At 42.1% G+C, this 14,758-nt stretch carries 8 protein-coding genes; 3 read left to right on the plus strand and 5 right to left on the minus strand.

Features of this window, described 5'->3' with window-relative positions; all coding sequences use genetic code 11:
• Positions 1 to 20 precede the first annotated feature (20 nt).
• Positions 21 to 4,235 carry a CHAT domain-containing protein gene (locus tag BGP76_RS02660; RefSeq protein ID WP_119843495.1) on the plus strand — a complete coding sequence of 1,405 codons (4,215 nt, stop codon included), beginning with the start codon at positions 21 to 23 and terminating at the stop codon, positions 4,233 to 4,235.
• Positions 4,236 to 4,249: 14 nt separating this feature from the next.
• Positions 4,250 to 5,671, plus strand: coding sequence for a M48 family metallopeptidase (locus tag BGP76_RS02665; RefSeq protein WP_147407351.1), 1,422 nt, complete (start codon positions 4,250 to 4,252; stop codon positions 5,669 to 5,671).
• A gap of 6 nt (positions 5,672 to 5,677) precedes the next feature.
• Here the strand turns inward: BGP76_RS02665 and smc are convergent, their stop codons facing one another.
• Positions 5,678 to 9,223, minus strand: coding sequence for a chromosome segregation protein SMC (gene smc / locus BGP76_RS02670; RefSeq protein WP_119843497.1), 3,546 nt, complete (start codon positions 9,221 to 9,223; stop codon positions 5,678 to 5,680).
• Between the two features lie 56 nt (positions 9,224 to 9,279).
• Here smc and BGP76_RS02675 point away from each other — a divergent pair, with 56 nt between their 5' ends.
• A complete protein-coding gene (locus BGP76_RS02675; RefSeq protein WP_119843498.1) occupies positions 9,280 to 9,765 on the plus strand; it encodes a hypothetical protein in 486 nt (161 codons plus the stop codon).
• A gap of 81 nt (positions 9,766 to 9,846) precedes the next feature.
• On the opposite strand, the gene BGP76_RS02680 is transcribed toward BGP76_RS02675, so the two are convergent.
• From BGP76_RS02680 to BGP76_RS02695, 4 genes are all read right to left on the minus strand, one after another.
• A complete protein-coding gene (locus tag BGP76_RS02680; protein ID WP_119843499.1) occupies positions 9,847 to 11,085 on the minus strand; it encodes a hypothetical protein in 1,239 nt (412 codons plus the stop codon).
• A 22-nt stretch (positions 11,086 to 11,107) separates the two neighbouring features.
• A complete protein-coding gene (locus BGP76_RS02685) occupies positions 11,108 to 11,641 on the minus strand; it encodes a YceI family protein (protein WP_073119551.1) in 534 nt (177 codons plus the stop codon).
• Positions 11,642 to 12,036: 395 nt separating this feature from the next.
• Positions 12,037 to 13,377: an MFS transporter gene (locus BGP76_RS02690; protein WP_119843500.1), complete on the minus strand. Its 1,341-nt coding sequence runs from the start codon at positions 13,375 to 13,377 to the stop codon at positions 12,037 to 12,039.
• A gap of 7 nt (positions 13,378 to 13,384) precedes the next feature.
• On the minus strand, positions 13,385 to 14,749 hold the full coding sequence (locus BGP76_RS02695; protein ID WP_119843501.1) for an alpha-amylase family glycosyl hydrolase: 1,365 nt from the start codon (positions 14,747 to 14,749) through the stop codon (positions 13,385 to 13,387).
• Between the last annotated feature and the right edge of the window lie 9 nt (positions 14,750 to 14,758).

Raw genomic sequence — 14,758 nt, forward strand, 5'->3', positions numbered from 1 at the left:
TTGAACAAGAACAACAACAAATGAAACTAACAAAAACCTACCTGACCGTACTACTGCTATCGGTGGTATTCGTAGCAGGAGCACAAACCAAATATGATAAGAAGTTAGAGAAAGCGGATGAGGCCTATGAGTTAGGTCAATACGAATCTGCTCGTTCTGAAATCGAAAAAATAAAGAGTAAATCCACTAAGAAATTAGGAGCTAACAATGACTTTATGCCGATTGCCTTAATAAAGGAGGCTATGTACGATGTGGCATTGGGTAAGCTTGATAATATTGAAAATTCGGTATCCAAGGGACTGGAGTTGAGTGTGACTATCAATGGAGCTCATAGTGAGGTACATGCGTTATTACTTAAGGAAGCCACTGATGTGATGATACAGTATGGTAACTACGTGATAGCTAAAACATATCTAGATCAGGCGAGGGTTATTCTGGATGGAGCGGGAATGGATCCTGATTTGGCAGCCAGTATGGATGTTTTGGAAGCGCAGATTTTGGTAGGGAGAGGGTTTTATACGGCAGCCTTGTCTTTGATTGATGAGCGTATGCCGTTTTATCTCAAGAGATCATTGGACGAAGACGGTAGGCGAAAAGTAGTGAGAGAACGTAAGCGTGAGCTTGCCCGCATGATGATATTTAAGGGGAACGCTTACCGAAAAATGGGTAACTACCTCAGTGCTGATTCTTCTTTTGTTTATGCAGATCAATGGATTAAGAAAAATTTAGGCAGAGCAGATATTTTGTATTCCGAAAACCAATTTTGGAATACCTACCTATTGGAAGAAAATGGCTTGGAGATAGGGACCGTTGTAGACTTGTATGAAAAAGCATATTTCAATACGATTCGTAAGTATGCGCGTTCGCACTATGTCACGGTGATGATTCAAGAGCGTCTCATCAAAAGTTACATTAAAGATGGAAACAAGGGTAAACTAAGAACCCAAGAGGAGTTATTTACTAAGACCATCAAACAGGACTATGGTAAGAATAGTATGTATCGTCTGATGCTAGAGACCTTAGAGTATGATGTACTTATGGGGGGCAAGGATGTAGGTCTAGAACGTGATGTGGATAAGATTTTGAGTGGAGAGTCTCTCATTCCTCCATTTCATCCGAAAAGAATAGAGCTTTTGGTTTTTGCCAATAAGATTGCTGTAATCAACGGTAGAGTAGATAACTCACACGTATATCTGAAAAAAATTCTAGATATCAAAGAAGTACTGTACGGAAAGGAATCCCCAGAGTACAACCTATCCAAAGTGCACTTGGCAAACTTCTATGTTGACTACACAGAGAAATTTGATGAAGCACTGGAAATCTATAATACGAGCTGGGACGAAATCGTCAAAAAAGAAATCACAGAAGGGCATTTAGATTATGTAGATATTCTTGATCATCAGGCAATCTTCTATGAGGAGAATGATCAGTATGACAAAGCTTCAGAAATATTGGATATTGCGTTGGAGGCATCTAGACGTAAGTATGACGATCAAGATCCAAAGTATGCGTTGGAATTAGATAAGATTGCTAACCTGCAGTATAAGATTGGTGAGTATGAGGATGCAGAGAAGAATATTGACATTGCATTGGCAATTTTGAAAAATTCAGATACTGAGTTCTCACAATCGTATTATGCTCAGTCTTTGATTACGCATGCTACTTTACTTGCGATTAAAGGAGAGTATGATGATGCGGAGGACAATATCAACAAGTCAGAGACTTTACAAAAACATGGTGTGCGTACCGTGGAGACTTCTGGTATTGAGATTGAAGATGAGCTTTCAGAAGTATATTTGGATATCGGTAGGTATAGAGAGGCCCAAAAGCTCATCGAACAGGACCTTAAGAAAAAACAAACGCGATTTGGAGACGACTCTAGACATCTCAATGATCCATTGATCTTGAAAGCTCGTGTCAAAATGATCCTTGGAGATTATACTGTAGCGGAGCAACTCGCTCAAAGAGCAAATGATATTACGACTAATATCTTTGGTACTGAATCTTCTAAAGTGACACCAAGTTTGATGACACTTGCCAACATCAATACGCTCGTAGGGGACTATGAGACAGCCATTGATATCTTAGAAAAGGTTATTGAGATTAGAGAGAAACAGTTTGGTAGATCTCATATCGATGTAGCACGTGCTGTATCAGAACTCGCACTTGTTAAGTTCTATAACAACGAGCCTACTGACGAAGTAGAAGAGTTGTTCTTGAGAGCAGAGAAGATCATAGGTAGAAAATTAGGGGCTTCAAACCCGATTTATGCCACGATTTTGAAAAATCTGGCAGTTGTATATATCGCTGATGCTCGTTACAACGAGGCATTCTCGTTCTTGGATGAGGCTGAATCTATATGGAGCAAAAAAATAGGTGCACGAAACAATATTAATGCTGCTGCAATCAATATTCTCAAAGGGGATATTCACTATAGTAAAAGGGAGTATGGCAAGGCAGAAGACTATTACGAGTCAGCTAAGAAGCTTTATGTCAAATTCTTTAATAACAATCACCCGGAGTATGTCAAAGTGCAGTCTAAGCTGTCCAAGACTTATTTCATGCAAGGTGATGTGAAAAAAGCACAAGGCGCTTTGGAAGAAGTACTGGCGAACTATTCGACTTTTATCAAGGAGTATTTTCCTGCATTGAGTGAAAGAGAGAAGGCTAAGTTTTGGAATACTATTAAATCCGATTTTGAGTTTTATAACACTTTGGTCATTAACTACAATAGAAAAAATGGTGACATGATCGGCAACCTGTACAATAACGCCCTACTAACAAAGGCGTTGTTACTCAGTTCGTCAATTAAGATTCGTCAACGAATTTTAACTTCTAATGACGAAGAGCTTAAGGCAATTTATAAAGATTGGGAAGCCAAAAAGGATTTGTTGACAAAGGTGCTTTCCATGAGTACCGAACAGCTGATGCAAGCTGGCATAGATGGACAAGTACTACTCGGACAGGTAGAGGACTTGGAGGTACAACTCAGTGAGAAATCTGAAGATTTTAGTTCAAGTTTTGATAAGAAGGTAGTGACATGGGGTGATGTAAAAAATGCTTTGGGACCTAACGAAGTAGCTTTAGAAATGATTCGTTTCAGGGTGTTTGATCATACCTTTTCTACGGACTCTATCATGTATGCAGTCTTGTATGTGAAAAATGAAGGTAAGAAAAGTGCCCCAGGGTTGATTCTACTCAAGAACGGAAAAGATTTGGAGTCCAAGTATTTAAAATACTATCGAAACAGCATCAAGTACCGTGTAGACGATCCAAAGTCTTATGAAAATTTCTGGAAACCAATACAGGACGTAGTGGGTAACCCAGGTAGTATTTACTTATCAGCAGATGGTGTGTACAATCAGATCAATCTAGAAGCTATAAAATTAGAGGACGGGTCTTATGTACTGGACAGGTCGAATATTGTCTTGGTTAGTAATACGAAGGATTTATACCTAGACAAAGTGACCACACGACTGACACAGCAGGCTAATACTGCTACGATGTTTGGAGATCCACAATACTATGTCGCAACCCCTCCAGGAGAGTGGACGGGTAGAGCTTCTATGCGTGGTGGCAACCCTGATGTGGTTGATCGCTTAGTAGGTACGGCCAAAGAAATTGAAGGGTTAAAGGATATGCTGAGAAGTGACGGCTGGATTACAGAAGACTACATACAAGATGAGGCGACCGAACAAGCGGTTAAGAATATGGATAATCCTAGGATTTTTCACGTAGCGACTCATGGATTCTTCGCACCTAATGCGGACTTGTCTGCTGAGGATATCGCTATGAACGAAAATGCTGCGGCACAAAACCCATTGTTAAAAACAGGGCTATTGATGGCTGGTGCTGGTGATGTACTTAATGAGACCACCTCTAATTTCAATGTAGATGATGGGATACTTACGGCTTATGAGGCAATGAACCTGACCTTAGATAAGACTGATCTTGTGGTCTTGTCAGCCTGTGAGACTGGGTTAGGAGAGATAGAGGCTGGTGAGGGTGTATATGGTCTTCAAAGAGCTTTCTTGGTAGCAGGAGCTCGTACGATTATTATGTCACTGTTCAAGGTGTCTGATGAAGCCACGCAGAAGCTTATGGTTAAGTTTTATAACAAGTGGTTAGAGACGGGGGATAAACGTGAGTCTTTCATCTTTGCGAAGCAGGAGATAAAAGAGGAATACAAAGACCCGATTTTTTGGGGACCATTTATAATGATTGGATTGGATTGATCGAACAAGTGAAATTGAAAATCTATATAGTAACAGCCATCATTATGATGGCTGTTACTTTTTATAGTCATGCACAGTATGACTCGACTTATGTATTGAAGGAAATTTGTGTTGCTGATTGTGCCAAGGAGATTTTTGGGAGTAGAGAGGGGGGTACGCTGGGGGAATATGATGACATGTATTCCAAAAGAATACTTGATGTCAACATGGAGCTCAATTTGTATCTGATTGATATGGCAGAGAAAGGAAGCTTTTATGCGTCAGATACCATTAGTCGATATACCAACCAAGTGATGAGAGAACTAGCAAGTAATGCCAAACTAGAGGTATTTACAATGGGAGTTTTGATTGCTTGGGATTCAGAGGTCAATGCATTTAGCCCAGGTCAAGGCTCAGTGGTTCTCAACAATGGTTTATTGGCACAGTTGACTACTGAGGAGGAGTTGGCATTTGTGATCGCACATGAGTTAGCACATATAGAACTAGATCATGTACTGACCTCTATTAAAAACATAGAGCGTATCAAAGCGGAGATTCAAAATCTCCAAAAAGCGTATCGAAAGTCACTGTTGAAATATGATGTGTACACTCTTGCTTTGACAGATTTAAGAGAAGAATTTTATGAGATGGCCGAAAAGTATCGTGAGCAAGAATTGGCAGCAGATTCGTTAGGTTATTTGATATATAAGGAGACTTACGCAAACAAGACTGCACCTCTAGAACTGATTGAATTATTGGATATTGGCTCAAACGGAGGTATACTGTTAGGAGACAGACTTTTAGACGATTTGTACTTTGAAGAATATCCTTTACAAATAGATTGGCTCAAAGGGGACTTGAGCGTGTATGCTAGAGAGCCTGATCATCTAGGTTCTGGATTGTTTGAGGTTGGTAAGGTTAGTACACACCCGTTTAATGAGAAACGAATAGTAGCACTGAAACAGTTGATCGCGGAGGATGTTGAGGACGGGGGTAAGAGGTGTGAAGTTGGAGATAGTCTAGCAATGTTTAGCGAGCCTTCTTTGTTCGAAAATGTACATTCACTGTATAAGGCAAAATCTTTTGATAAGGCACTATATGCTGCTTTGCAGTTGAAGTCTATTTATCCTAATAATAGTTATCTAAGCCAAATGATAGGTCAGGTACTGTGGCAAGTGGCATTGACTAAAAAATCAGGGGAGTTTGATCGCTTTTTCAATCGCTGGACTTATTCCTATTCGGAAGAACTGAGACTAGTCAGTAATTTGGTTCGTAACATTGACTCAGAGCAAGCAATGTATTTGAGTTATCATTTTATGAAGCACAGCGGTAATTTTGATATTCATGATAGATCACACTATGAATTGCTGAGCGAACTATGCAAGGCTATGGGTAAGAAGGCAGAACACAAACAACTAAGGCAGCGTTACAAAGTGATGTTTTCCGAATCTTTGTAGTAGAGACTAAACCAACTCTTTCAAATCCACGGGAACGACTCTGGAGACACCCTGCTCCACCATGGTGACACCATAGATGACGTCAGTCGTAGACATGGTGCGTTTGTTGTGTGTCACGATGATGAACTGCGACTCGTTGGAGAAGTCACGGATGATATTGTTGAACTTGTCAATATTCGCATCATCTAGTGGCGCATCGACCTCATCGAATATACAGAAAGGAGCGGGTTTTAGCAGGTAGATCGCGAAGAGCAGGGAAGTAGCGGTTAGGGTTTTTTCTCCCCCAGAAAGTTGGTTGATGGATAAGGGACGCTTGCCTTTTGGCTTAGCGATGATCTCAATAGAAGATTCTAGTGGATTGTCGGGATCGGAGAGGAATAGGTCACATTGATCTTCGTCTGTAAATAGAGATCTAAATACCCGGATGAAATTCGCTTTGATGTTTTCAAAAGCCTCTGTAAAGGTCTCTTTGGCTACACTGTTGATTTCCTCTATGGTAGAGATTAGTGATTCTTTGGCTTTGAAGAGGTCTTCGCGCTGCGCAGTGATGAAGTCGTGACGCTCTTTGATCTCCTCGTAGGCTTCCATAGCCATCGGGTTGATAGGTCCCATGCCATCTAGTTTGTTCTTCAGTTTTTTGACCGTGTCTTTTAATTCCTCTTCGTCGAATCCCTCATATCGTTCATTTTTATCATCTTCATCTCCCTTGTCGATCAGCAGTTGGTCTATGTCTACATTGAATTCTACTGAGAGACGTTCCTTTATACCACTCAATTCCAGACGAGTTTCGTTGAGCTGACCTTGGATGCTCATGAGTTGCTCGTCGTTAGATTCACGCGTTCGTTGTACCTCACGAGAACCTTTTTCTACCTCATCTATTTTTTCACGCTCACCGTAGTAGGCCTTCTCAGCTTCTGTAACCCCCACTTCGATGCTTTCTTTCTCCTCATACATCTCGATGAGTTGGTCGTCGTTAGAGTCGGACTTTTCGATGAGTTGTCTGATTTCCTCATCGGTTTGTTTGAGGTCACTTTGGTTTTTTTCGATTCTTTCTTTGGCAGCTTGTAGGTTGGAGGCTTTGTGAGAGATCTCTTGTGCTATGCTGGATACTTTGTTTTGCTGCTGGTGAAAGAGTAGGTTCTCTTGGTTGAAAGCGGATGATTTTTCGTTCAACTGATCGTTGAATGTAGCAATCTCTTCTTTGAACGAACGGTTCTTGAGTTCTAGTTCTGAGAGGACTTGTTGCTCTGAGGTTTGTTTGGGTTCTATCTCAGCGATTTCATCTTGTAGGATGTTGATCTGCTCCAAGATGTCTTCACTCTTCATCGCATTCTCTGAGAGCAATTTGGAGAACTGTTCTTGTTTCGTGGTTAGCGAGATATACTCTTCATTGACCTTGTTGAGGTCATGTAGTACAGTTTCTAGGTCTTGTTCGTAGTTGTTCTCTCTGAGACGTTCTATGTCGGCAACTTTCTCTTTTAGATTTTGCTTGACTTCATCGAGCTTTTGTGTCAACTTCTTGATCGTGACGGATAGTTTTTCGAGATTTTTAGCCCGACCTATTTTCTTGCCTTCGAACAGTCCTATCGATCCACCTGACACACTGTAGTGTCTGTTGATCACCTTTCCACTTTTGGTGATCAGAACGGCATTTTTGTTGTCAACTTGACCTGTTTCGTTGTTGGTGATGTAGACATTGTCTAGGATGTGGCCAATTAGTTTTTTGTACTTCTGATCGTATTCTACCACTTCGGTAGCGGGTACCGCATCATGTAGTAGCTCAGATTGGGTAGGGCGGAAGTTGTCGAATCTGTCAAGGATAAAGAAATGTGCTTTGCCCTTCGCTGCATCACTGAGGATATTAATGGCTTTGAACGCTTCTGCTTCGGTTTCTACAATGTAGTAGTTCATGAAGGGCTCCAGATAGTTCTCTACTGTGATGCGGTACTCTTCAGGGCAGGTCAGTACATCGGATAGTAGGGGGGCATTTTTGCTCCATCCTTTTTCTTTCTTTAGGAATTTGATCGCCTCGGGAAAGCCTTCCAGATTGTCCACTAAGGACTTGGTTAGGTTGTATTCGTTTTGAGACGAATCCAGTTTTCTATTGACTTGCTGTAATTCCTCGCGGATGACTTCTATTGTCTTTTCCGAATGTTTGATGCGGTTTTTGAGTTCCTCATCTTTTGATTTGAGGTAGTCGTATTCTTCTTGTTTCTTTTTCTTCTCCGTTTCTACTTCGGTGATACTTTGCTCAAAGTCACGGAGATTTTCGGACCTAGAACTACTGTCGTTGGCTGCTTTTTCTAGCTCTTGTTTGAGAGAACTCATCTGGATATTTTTGATTTCCAGAGATTTGGTTAGCTGATAGACTTCTTCTTTTTTGAGTGAAAAATTGTTATTGAGTTCTTCTGCTTGTGCTTTTATCTCGGCATTCTTTTCTTTCTCCTGCTCATATTGGGTTTGCAGGTCATTGAGACGGTGATTGGTCTCGCTGAGGATTTTTTCTGCACTCTGCTTTTCGTTTTCTAAGCTAGATACTGAAAATGCAGCACGCTCGCTACTCTTTCGGTCCTGCTCTATGAGGTCTTTTAGATTGTCGCTTTTGTCATTGAGAAACCTTAGTCGCTCATTCTTGATTTTCTTTTCACTCTCGTAGCTTCTGATTTTTTGTACGTGTTCGTTGAGAGTTTTTTGACGTGTAGCGAGTAGTTTTTCCTTACTGATTAGTTCAGTCTTGGCTTGTTCTAGTTGTGCTTCTCGTTCGGATAGTTGTTTGTTGAGACTAATCTTTAGGTCATTGCAGGACTGAATCGCCGTATTGAGCTCGTTCAGTTTAGACTTTTGCAACTGGACAGTTTGTTTGGCTAGCTCGACGCTGTAGCCTTTATAGTCTTCCTTGATTTGGTAGTATTTCTGTGCTTGTTTGGCCTGACGCTCTAGTGATTTGAGGTTTTTGTCTATCTCATAGAGTAAATCCTCGACTCTTTCTAGGTCTGCATCCGTGTCACCAAGCTTTCGCATGGTTTCCTTTTTTCGGATTTTAAATTTTGAAATCCCTGCAGCCTCCTCAAAAAGACCTCTTCGTGAGTTGTCTTTGTCATTGAGAATGTTGTCGACCATGCCTAGTTCGATAATCGCATAGCTGTTCGATGCGATTCCTGTATCGAGAAATAGGCTTGTAATGTCCTTGAGTCGGCAGGTCACCCCATTGAGTTGATACTCGCTCTCACCAGATCGATAGTATCGTCGGGTAATAGTGACATTAGAGTATTCGGTAGGGAGGAGGTTTTTGGTGTTTTTGAACGAAAGAGAAACTTCCGCAAGTTGTGTTGCTTTTCTGTTTTTGGTCCCGTTGAAGATGATGTTTTCCATCTTTTCGGAGCGTAGGGATTTGACTTTTTGCTCCCCGAGTACCCACCTGATAGAGTCTACTACATTGGATTTTCCACAGCCATTTGGACCTACGATTCCAGTGATCCCTTCATCAAAATTAATGACAACTCGGTCACCAAAACTTTTGAAGCCTTTAATCTCTAATTTGGTTAATTGCATGTGGTTTTCGGAAATTCAGAATCGACAAATTTAAAATAATTCCTTAGATTTGATTCATGGATGATTCTAATATTTTGTATTACATCGTACTCGCCGTGATCTATATCATATCGCGTGTACTGAAGAAAAAAAAGCAAGACCAAACGACTGCTGAATCATCCACGGATGATACGGGTTCGGGTAGTCAGCAGACAGCTCAGTCACAGCCCACTTTCGAAGATTTATTCAAGCAAATTACGGGGGAGAGTTTTGGGACACCAAAGACTACTGAGCCTGTGACTCCTGTGGGCTATAGCGATGACATAGAGACAGAATATGACCCAACTCCAGAACCAGTGTTGGAAGACTATGTGTACAAGGAGGAAAGGACAAAACCAAGAGAGAAAATAGCAGATATCATTGACAAGAATCGTCGCGCCGAGAATTATGAAATCCGAGAAGATGAAGGAGATGAAGGAGATGCGATTCGCGAAATGCTCCAAGATGAAGACGGTCTACGTCGTGCCGTGATTGTTAGCGAAGTGTTTGGACGTAAATATTAAAGGTTTTTTTTAGCCTCTTGTGGTTAGGATATAAAAAAGGCAGCTCCATAGAGCTGCCTTAGTTTTTTGTAGTGATTTAGTTTAGAATGCTATCGTAGCTTCTAGTACAATGCCATTGAACTCAGCTCCTTGATATAGTGTACCGTCATAAGCTGCACCATCGTATGTTTGATTGACATATTCTAGTTTAGCCATTACATTCTGTGTCATGAACCATCCACCACCGATGTTGAATCTTGCGATTTCTTCATCTAATGCAGCATCTGTTTTGTTTCCTGTCACACTGTTATATCTACCCGCAGCATAGAACTGCTCTTTGCCTCCAAATCTATATAGTGCTTCAGCGCCCAGTTGTGTGTAGTTGCCTCCTATGTCACTGTTGCCATTGTTAGCGAGTTCATATACGCCAAAGAATTCAAAGCCTTTGAACTTAACGAATGGGTTGATTTGTATAGCGGTTTGATACCCAAACCCTGGATTGACACGGCCTGCAAAATCTCCACCGTCTAGTACTTTGAAGTAGTTAGCACCTGCTCGATCACCTCCATATATGTAGTCTCTGGTGCTTTTGTCAGAACTAGTATATAATGATCCTGTCAATCTGAACCGTAGATCGTCATTCATTTGCTTGTCATAGCCTACTTTTCCATAGAATACGAATCCATCATCTCCAGGGGTCGGACTTTGATTTAAGCGACCATTAGTGAACCCTACCACACCTAAGAAACCTGCATTCTGTACTGTAACTTCAGCAAAAGGCTCTGTAGTGAATGCATCCATTAAATAGTTGCCTACAAAAGGATTGAAAATAGTATTGGCATTGTCTGATCTTCGGAAGTGCGTGTCTCCGTAGTTGATGTCGTCCATACCAACTTTGATTGTGGTGTATTGCATTACACCTGCTAAGAAACCTGGTTTAACAAAGTCTAATTTATCGATTTGAATATAGCCTCCTTTGACATAGGCTTCTGTGTGGTGTCTTGAAGATAGGTATGTACGCATGTGCAATCTCAACCCATCATCCAACTGTACATCTAGGTTTAGATTGGCACTTGGTAAATTGAAATTATTAGATAGTTCAGTCAAAGAATCACCTGAGTTGGTTTGGCTTAAACCTTGGAATTGAAGGTTGAAGTCACCACCCACACGGACTTTGATTCCGTCAAATTGAACTGTGTCATCCTTGCTGGTCTCGAATACATTGATTCCACGTTGGTCGTTGTATCTATAATATTGCAAGTCGTTGCGCTGTGCGAATGTAAGCCCAGTGATGAACATGAGCGCAAAACTGAGCATGATGCTGATTTTATGATTTTTCATGATATTGGAATTAATAGGTTTATTAGTATTGAAATTTGATGTCGTATTTGATGGTTACCTCATCTCCGGTGATCAGTGAGCCGAACATGGCAGTTGGCGGCTCTATGCCATACTGTGTCATGTCTATTTTATTGGCTCCTTGTATATGGATTTGACTGTTGTTGTCAGAGATTACTTTTCCACTGATAGCGATTGTTTTGGTTTGACCTGCCAAGGCTAGTTTGCCAGAGCCAGTAACTTTTCCATCTGAAATCGTGAGTTGATCAGCTTGTAGTGTGATCTGAGGGTGATCCTCTTCTAGTAGTGCATCATAGGTTTTTCCATCCATGATTGATTTTCCACTTTTGATGGATTTGGTAACCATGGTTACTTTTAGGTTCTTGATGCTATTGCCATCCTTGTCTCCCCTGATGTCGAATGTATTGACTGTGGATTCCCAGTCATGTACGGTAGATGTACCGAAGATCGTGATGGAACTTTTTTCCTTGTTAAGTTTCAGCTGGGTTTGTCCAGCTAGTAAGGCTATCACAGCGAAAATGATTGTTGTTAATTTCATAAGAGCGGTTTTTTTTGAGTGAATCGTAATTCCTTTTCTTGAATTACTTATAGCAAATGTAGATAGCTGTCTAATCCAAAAACATGACGTAGGTCGTCTGATTAGATGATTTGGATTGGGTGTTTGCTTCCTAGGTGAGGCCTAATTCAACAATAGAACTAATGGATGAATAACCATTTGGTCTCCGTCGTATGTGAGAGAGAGTAAAAGAGTCTTTTGTTAAAAGGGAGTGGGTCTCAAGAATTGGAGACCAACGAAGTTATATAGTGGGGGATAGCAATTGTGATAAGGGCTAGGTGGAGGCCTATATATGAGTTAGCTAACAATCGTTTATTAACAAAAAAGACTGCCCAATAGACAGTCTTTTTTGTTAATAAGTTTTATATGAAATGGAGTTATACATCTTTTACGCGGAGGCAAAGTGCTGCGGCGATGATGAATGAAATCCCAGAGGTGAGCAGTGCAAAGACTGGATTGCCACCATAAATATACTTGACCATAGGGCCGCCGATGAGTGCGTTTAATATCTGAGGTAGTACAATGAAAAAGTTGAATATCCCGATGTATACGCCCATTTTTTTGGCGGGGATAGACCCAATCAATATGGCATAAGGCATGGCTAAGATACTCGCCCACGCTACACCGATACCGATCATGGCTAGTATGAGCCAGTTCTCGTTCGGAGCAAAATAGATAAATAGGAAACCCGCAGCACCGGTGAGCAGTGAGATGGCGTGTGTTTTGACGCGTCCTACCTTATTGGCAATCGCAGGGAGGAAGAAAGCATAAATGGCAGAAATACCGTTGTAAACTCCGAATAGTATCCCTACCCAGTCGCCTGCATTTTGATACTGAATAGAACTAGAGTCGCCTAAAGGCAACCCGTAGATGTGATGCGCAACGGCAGGTGTGGCATACACCCAGAGCCCAAATAGCCCAAACCAAGAGAAGAACTGAACGGAACTCAACTGCCGCATGACAGTGGGCATTTTCTTAAAGTCGGTGAAGATACTCATCAGTCCTTCGCTTTCTTCTGCTGTGATTTCCTCGTCTGAGGTGAATCGGTCCAGTTCCTCTGGTGAATATTCTCTAGTGGTGAAGATGGTGACGAGTATGCTGCCTACCAATACGATCGCACCGATCACAAAGGAGATAAGTAGGTTCATAGGAACTTCTCCTGCAGCAGTAGCATTGCTCACACCGAACCAGTTGGTCATGGCATAAGGTAGCCAAGAGCCGACGACTGCTCCGATACCAATGAGTACAGTCTGTATGCTAAAGCCGAGCGTTCGTTGATCGGAGGGCATCATATCTGCCACCAGTGCACGAAATGGCTCCATCGCAATATTGAATGAAGCATCCATAATCATCAGCATCCCAGCACCTACCCATAGCGCAGGCAACAGAGCGGTAAGCATACCGGCATTGGGAAGAAAGATCAGACCAAAGGCTGCTAGTAGTGCACCTGTCAAGAAAAACGGTTTCCTACGCCCCAGTTTGGTCCATGTACGGTCGCTGTAGTGACCGACGATGGGCTGAACGATCAAACCGGTGAGGGGTGCTACGATCCAAAACCAGGAGAGTTCGTGCACGTCTGCTCCAAAAATCTGAAGGATACGACTGGCATTGGCGTTTTGCAATGCAAACCCCATTTGGATTCCCAAAAAGCCAAAGCTTAGATTCCATACGTCCCAAAAGGACAACTTAGGCTTAGATAATTTTTCGTCTTTCGTCATGCTTGATTCAATTAGTGAAGATCAGGTATTGCCAAGGGTCGAGCGTTAGTGTTTCTGATGATAGCGTATAGTTCGTGCCCGTGAAGTAGTCTGCATAGTCGCCATATACACCTTCGTCGGTGAGCTGTAGGCTTTGTGGTTGATCGCTCATGTTGATGATCCCGATAACTTGATTGCCATCTTTGATTCTTTTGAAAGCATAAATGTTTTCGTCGGCGTTGATGCGCTCAGGTGGTGCACCAAAACCTCCATTCCAGAGGGCTGGATTGTCTTTCTTGAGCGAGAGGAGTTGTTTGTAGAAACGACTGAGTCCTTTTGGATCAGTCCAGTCGATACTGTCTTTCTCGAAAAATTCAAGGCGTTTGTCTAAACCTACTTCCTGTCCATTGTAGATCATGGGGAAGCCATAGGCTGAGAAGATGAATGTAGCAAAGGCTTTGTGTCCTTCACCATAGCGTTCGAAGACTGTGCCTGCCCACGAGTTTTCGTCATGGTTGGTCGTGATGGTCATACGAAATGCCTTGCGACCATATTTGGCTTGGTCTTTTTTTATAAAGTCGGCTATGTCATCAGCAGTTTTATGCCCCTTAGCTACATCTTCAGTTAGGTGTAGTAGTTCCCACGAGTAGGAGGCATGGAACATGCGGTGTAGACGTGGTTCGTCCCATTCGGCCAGCCAAAAGAGGTCTTTCATTGAGTTGAGTTGATCAGTAGCCTCTTCCCAGAAGTAAAGGGGGATTTCATGTGCAGCATGGTCACAACGGAAGCCATCGATATCGGCTTCTTTGATCCAAAATGCCATTTCCTCTATCATAGATTTTCGCGTGCCAGGATTGCGGTGGTCTAACAGTGCGATATCTGTCCAGTCTGCTTCGTAGGTGATGTTACCTAGGCTGTCTTTGGCGTAGTATTCAGGATGTGCTGCGATCCATGGATGATCCCATCCAGTGTGGTTGGGTACCCAGTCGAGGATGACGACCATACCCATGTCATGCGCTTGTTGGACGAGGGATTTGAAATCTGCCAAACTGCCAAATTCTGGATTGATGGCACTATAATCGGCGATGGCATAGTAGCTCCCCAGTGTTCCTTTTCGGTTTTTAAGGCTGATGGGTTGAACGGGCATGATCCAGAGCATTTCTACTCCGAGTTCTTTGAGACGAGGCAAATGCTGCGCAAATGCTTGGATGGTTCCTTCTGGTGTGGCTTGTCTGATGTTGACCTCATAGACTGCCATAGCAGCGGCACGTTCTGGGAAGGTGACTGTAGTGTCTTTGGTAGGAGTTGATGAGTCTGTAGTAGAGCTAGAGTTTTGTTGGCATGCTGCCAGCAAAACGAATAAGGCTATAATGTAGTTAATCTTGGTCTTCATGTCTGGTGT

Source organism: Reichenbachiella sp. MSK19-1 (assembly GCF_003590315.1).
Classification (GTDB): Bacteria; Bacteroidota; Bacteroidia; order Cytophagales; family Cyclobacteriaceae; genus Reichenbachiella; species Reichenbachiella agariperforans.

Coding starts and splice junctions, on each gene's coding strand:
- BGP76_RS02675 (WP_119843498.1), top strand. CDS start 9,280: ATGGATGATTCTAATATTTTGTATTACATCGTACTCGCCGTGATCTAT.
- BGP76_RS02660 (WP_119843495.1), top strand. CDS start 21: ATGAAACTAACAAAAACCTACCTGACCGTACTACTGCTATCGGTGGTA.
- BGP76_RS02685 (WP_073119551.1), bottom strand. CDS start 11,641: ATGAAATTAACAACAATCATTTTCGCTGTGATAGCCTTACTAGCTGGA.
- smc (WP_119843497.1), bottom strand. CDS start 9,223: ATGCAATTAACCAAATTAGAGATTAAAGGCTTCAAAAGTTTTGGTGAC.
- BGP76_RS02680 (WP_119843499.1), bottom strand. CDS start 11,085: ATGAAAAATCATAAAATCAGCATCATGCTCAGTTTTGCGCTCATGTTC.
- BGP76_RS02690 (WP_119843500.1), bottom strand. CDS start 13,377: ATGACGAAAGACGAAAAATTATCTAAGCCTAAGTTGTCCTTTTGGGAC.
- BGP76_RS02695 (WP_119843501.1), bottom strand. CDS start 14,749: ATGAAGACCAAGATTAACTACATTATAGCCTTATTCGTTTTGCTGGCA.